Raw genomic sequence first — 4002 nt, 5'->3', positions numbered from 1 at the left:
CACGAGTTCGTCATCGGCTCTTTTTTATTGTCCTAGTTCATCTTACAATCATCCAGCGTGATTTTTACAGCATTTGCACTTGCAAAGCAGCTTAAAATCGGGTAAACTTAGATACCGTGACATTACATCCTTGCTTCCGGACGTGACCGGAGGCCGGAGACCAAAAGGAGGAAGAGCGAAATGAACAAATACGAATTGACGCTTGTTCTGAACGGAAAGCTCGAGGAAGAGGAGAAGGCAGCGGCGCTGGAGAAGGCGCAGGGCTACATCACCCGCTTCAACGGCACTGTGACGAACGTCGACGACTGGGGTAAGAAGAGATTTGCTTACGACATCCAGAAGATGAAGGAAGGCTTCTACTACTTCATCAAGTTCGAGTCCGAGGATGCGTCCACGCCGAACGAGCTGGAAGCAAGCCTTCGCATTTTCGAGCCGGTCGTGAGATATCTGATCGTCAGAGACGAAGCTGTCGAGCAGCCCGCACAGGAAGCGGCAGAATAATTCAGAAAGAGTGATTGTATGAACAAAGTCGTTTTGATGGGAAGACTGACGAGAGATCCGGAAGTTCGCTATTCGAGCGGCGAGAAGTCCATGGCGATTGCGCGTTACACCCTTGCGGTGGACCGCAGAGGCAGACGCGGAAACAGCAACGGCGAGCAGACAGCGGATTTTATTCCCTGTGTTGCCTTTGACCGGGCGGCGGAGTTCGCGGAGAAGTATTTCCGGCAGGGAATGCGCGTGCTGGTGTCCGGCAGAATTCAGACCGGCAGTTACACGAACCGCGAGGGCCAGAAAGTTTATACAACCGAAGTGATTTTGGAAGATCAGGAATTCGCCGACAGCAAGGGCGCTGGCAACGGCGGAAGCGGAAATTATAACAGCGCCCCGCAGACAGGCTATGCGGAGGAGAGAAGACCGAGCCCGCAGAACGCCAGCACTGAGGGATTTATGAATATCCCGGACGGCGTCGAAGACGAAGGACTGCCGTTTAACTAAAGAGATAGGGGGACAAGATCATGCCTTTTAACAGAAGTGACAGACCGGAAGGACAGAGAAGCAGACGTCCGGGCGGCATGCGCAGAAGAAGAAAAGTTTGTGTGTTTTGTGCAGAGGGCGCAAAGCCGATCGACTATAAGGATGTCGCAACGCTGAAGAAGTACATCTCCGAGAGAGGTAAGATTCTTCCGCGCCGCATTACCGGAAACTGCGCGCGTCACCAGAGAGCACTCACGCTCGCAATCAAGAGAGCACGCCACATCGCTCTGCTGCCGTACCAGGTGGACTAAGCCACAGGCGCAATACGAGAAACCGGAAGGGAGTTCCCGCGAGGGGACTCCTTTTTTGTGCGCTTAGCCTCATCTGTTTTCCGCAAATGTAAACTCGGGTGTAATCATCCTTGCGTAGCCGGTCAGCGCGCCGCTAAGTTCCGGGCTTGTTCTGCCCGTATTTCATATAAGACCCGCCGCAAGAAGGACAGAGAACATGCGTCATGACGTTTTCCTCCAAACATACTGGTTCAAGGAAGCCCACTCTTTTTGTCCTATAACTCAAAAAAGAATCCCTCACTGCACGCAGCGGGGGATTCCGGTATTTATTCTCCGCGTCTCGCTGCATAGTCCTCGAGGAAACTGTGGTCGCCGTCGCTCTTTCGGATGCCCGGAAAGGTTTCGGTGCAGACTGCGTGAATCGCGTTAAAAATGCTTTTTTCAATGTCAGGGTTGGTCTGCTTTAAGTGACGCAGCAAAATCTTGACTTCTTGGCGCTTGCTGCCGCCGCCGCCGTTGTCGCAGATGGTGCAGTTCTCGGTGAAACGGCAGGCGCACTGGATGAAGGAGAGCTCATTGTAACGCCGCCATGCGATGATATCGTCCTCACGGATGCAGTACATCGGGCGTATCAGTTCCATCCCCTCAAAGTTCTGTGAGTGCAGCTTCGGCATCATACCCTGCAGCTGGGAACTGTAAAACATCGCCATCACGGTGGTCTCGATCACATCGTTTAAGTGGTGGCCGAGCGCAATTTTGTTGCAGCCGAGGTCCTTGGCCTTCCGGTAGAGGTGGCCGCGGCGCATGCGGGCACAGAGATAACAGGGGTGCTCGTCGGCATTGTTCGCGACATCAAAGATGTCGGTCTCGAAAATCGTAATCGGGATATTCAAGAGCTTTGCGTTGCTCTCAATCTTTGCGCGGTTCATCTCGTTGTAGCCCGGATCCATCACGAGGTAGATGACCTCGAAGGGAACATCGCTGTGTCGGTGCAGTTCCTGGAAGAGCTTGGCCATCAGCATGGAATCCTTGCCGCCTGAGATGCAGACCGCGATTTTATCGCCGGGTTCCACGAGGGCATAGCGCTTTACGGCGGCAATAAAAGGGTTCCAGAGCTGCTTTCTGTATTTTTTGATGATGCTGCGCTCGGCAATCTGGTAAGGCAGAAGTTCTCGTGCCATGGTAGTCCTTTCTGGTAAGCGGTCAATGCAGGAGAGGCGCGAGTGCCTCGAGCAGGGCATCGAGTTCCTCGCGGGTGGTCAGGTGACTTAGGCTCAGGCGGAAGGAGGCGAGCGCATTCTTCCGGGAGCGGCTCACGGCAAAGACAGCGCGGCTCGGCAGAGCATCTGTGGAACAGGCGGATTTCACGGAGATGCAGATATCGGACAGGGCGAGTGCCGCCTGAACGGCCGCGCCCCTAAGTCCCGAGATGCTGAGATTCAGAATGTGCGGAACGGCAGTCGCCGGGCTGTTGACGGTAACTTTCGCTTCCCCTTTGAGCGCCGCGCGGAGATACGCGTTGTGCGTGGCGACAAGGTCGTAGCGGGCGGCTTCTTCGGCGAGTGCTGTCTCCAGCGCTGTCTCCAGCGCGCAAATTTCGGCGAGTGCCGGGGTGCCGCTCCGGTAAGGCGAATCGCTTTCTCCGCCGTGAAGCTGGGGGTAGAGCGGAATGCCTTTCTTCTTATATAGAACACCGCTGCCGACCAGACCGTAAAACTTATGCGGGGCAAAGCTCACACTGTCGGCGGCGGAAAAATCGACCGGGACTTTGCCGATGGCTTGGGTTGCATCCACATGGAAGTGGCAGTCCGGGAAGCGCCGGATCAGTGCGGCGGCCTCGGCGAGCGGCTGCAAAGTGCCGAGTTCGCTGTCGACTGCGGAGAGCGACACGAGGCAGGTGTCCTTCCGAAGTAGGGAAGAGAGTGCGTTCAGATCGATGCAACCGCTCGGCAGAATGGGGAGCAGATCGATTTCATAGCCGACTTCCTGCAGATAGCTGAGGGTTGCGCTGACGGAAGGATGTTCGAGCGCGGTACTGATGATGTGGCGGCCGACATGGCGCCTGGCTGCCGTGCTGCCAAGCAGCGCGAGATTGTTGGCTTCGGTTGCACCGGAGGTGAAAACCAGCTCCTCCGGCAATACGCCAAGCAGCGCCGCAATATGCGCCCGCGCGTCGGCAAGTGCTTTTGCAGCGGCCTGTCCGGCGGGATGCTTGGAATTCGGATTGCCGGGATAATCGAGACTTGCGCGAAGAAAGGCCTCGGCGACGCGGGGGTCTGTCGGGGTATTTGCGCTGTAATCGAGATAAATCATAAAAACCTCCCAAAAGAGTACAGAAAAATATTCTAGCATGCGGCTTTGAGCGGTGCAAGGCGGCTCAGGCGGAAAGGGGATAAATGGGAGAGGCTCAAACAAAGAGCCCCGGGATGCGGGAGCGAGAATTGCGTTGTCATAAAGAAGCGGGTAAAACGAGGAGGAGGGATGAGGGGTGGGGGAGGGAGAGGCAATCTCTGCACTTTTCGCGTGTCAGGTGGCGATACTTTCTATTTGTGTTATACTCTTTCTGAGCCATGGCGAACCTCCTGGTGTTGTGTTGTGTGGTAACTTCATCATACCACGAGTTCGTCATCGGCTCTTTTTTATTGTCCTAGTTCATCTTACAATCATCCCCAAATAAAAAAGTGGCTAGATTGCAAGATCAAGTAGGACAGTCTGAAATAATTCCTCCGGCGAACTG

Annotated in this window: 5 protein-coding genes; 3 read left to right on the top strand and 2 right to left on the bottom strand. The window is 55.0% G+C overall.

What is annotated here, in order from left to right:
* Window positions 1-180 precede the first annotated feature (180 nt).
* The 3 genes from rpsF to rpsR are packed head-to-tail and all read left to right on the top strand — an operon-like array spanning window position 181 to window position 1286.
* Window positions 181-501: a 30S ribosomal protein S6 gene (gene rpsF / locus ACO4XG_RS10865; RefSeq protein ID WP_308508777.1), complete on the top strand. Its 321-nt coding sequence runs from the start codon at window positions 181-183 to the stop codon at window positions 499-501.
* Window positions 502-519: 18 nt separating this feature from the next.
* Window positions 520-996, top strand: a complete 477-nt coding sequence (locus ACO4XG_RS10860) for a single-stranded DNA-binding protein (RefSeq protein ID WP_308508778.1) — start codon at window positions 520-522, stop codon at window positions 994-996.
* A gap of 20 nt (window positions 997-1016) precedes the next feature.
* Window positions 1017-1286, top strand: a complete 270-nt coding sequence (gene rpsR, locus ACO4XG_RS10855) for a 30S ribosomal protein S18 (RefSeq protein WP_009533875.1) — start codon at window positions 1017-1019, stop codon at window positions 1284-1286.
* Window positions 1287-1591: 305 nt separating this feature from the next.
* Here rpsR and ACO4XG_RS10850 read toward each other — a convergent pair whose 3' ends face one another.
* On the bottom strand, window positions 1592-2446 hold the full coding sequence (locus tag ACO4XG_RS10850) for a tRNA 2-thiocytidine biosynthesis TtcA family protein (RefSeq protein WP_308508779.1): 855 nt from the start codon (window positions 2444-2446) through the stop codon (window positions 1592-1594).
* A gap of 22 nt (window positions 2447-2468) precedes the next feature.
* Entirely contained in the window at window positions 2469-3578 is a 1110-nt protein-coding gene (locus tag ACO4XG_RS10845; protein WP_308508780.1) for a cysteine desulfurase family protein, read from the bottom strand.
* Window positions 3579-4002 lie beyond the last annotated feature (424 nt).

This window comes from Stomatobaculum sp., assembly GCF_057248925.1.
The sequence above is the reverse complement of the archived record's forward strand: the minus strand, read 5'-3'. Positions and strand labels throughout refer to the sequence as shown.

What these genes read in the sequence shown, in the direction of transcription:
- ACO4XG_RS10850 (WP_308508779.1), bottom strand. Translation starts at nt 2,446, where the DNA reads ATGGCACGAGAACTTCTGCCTTACCAGATTGCCGAGCGCAGCATCATC.
- rpsR (WP_009533875.1), top strand. Translation starts at nt 1,017, where the DNA reads ATGCCTTTTAACAGAAGTGACAGACCGGAAGGACAGAGAAGCAGACGT.
- ACO4XG_RS10860 (WP_308508778.1), top strand. Translation starts at nt 520, where the DNA reads ATGAACAAAGTCGTTTTGATGGGAAGACTGACGAGAGATCCGGAAGTT.
- ACO4XG_RS10845 (WP_308508780.1), bottom strand. Translation starts at nt 3,578, where the DNA reads ATGATTTATCTCGATTACAGCGCAAATACCCCGACAGACCCCCGCGTC.
- rpsF (WP_308508777.1), top strand. Translation starts at nt 181, where the DNA reads ATGAACAAATACGAATTGACGCTTGTTCTGAACGGAAAGCTCGAGGAA.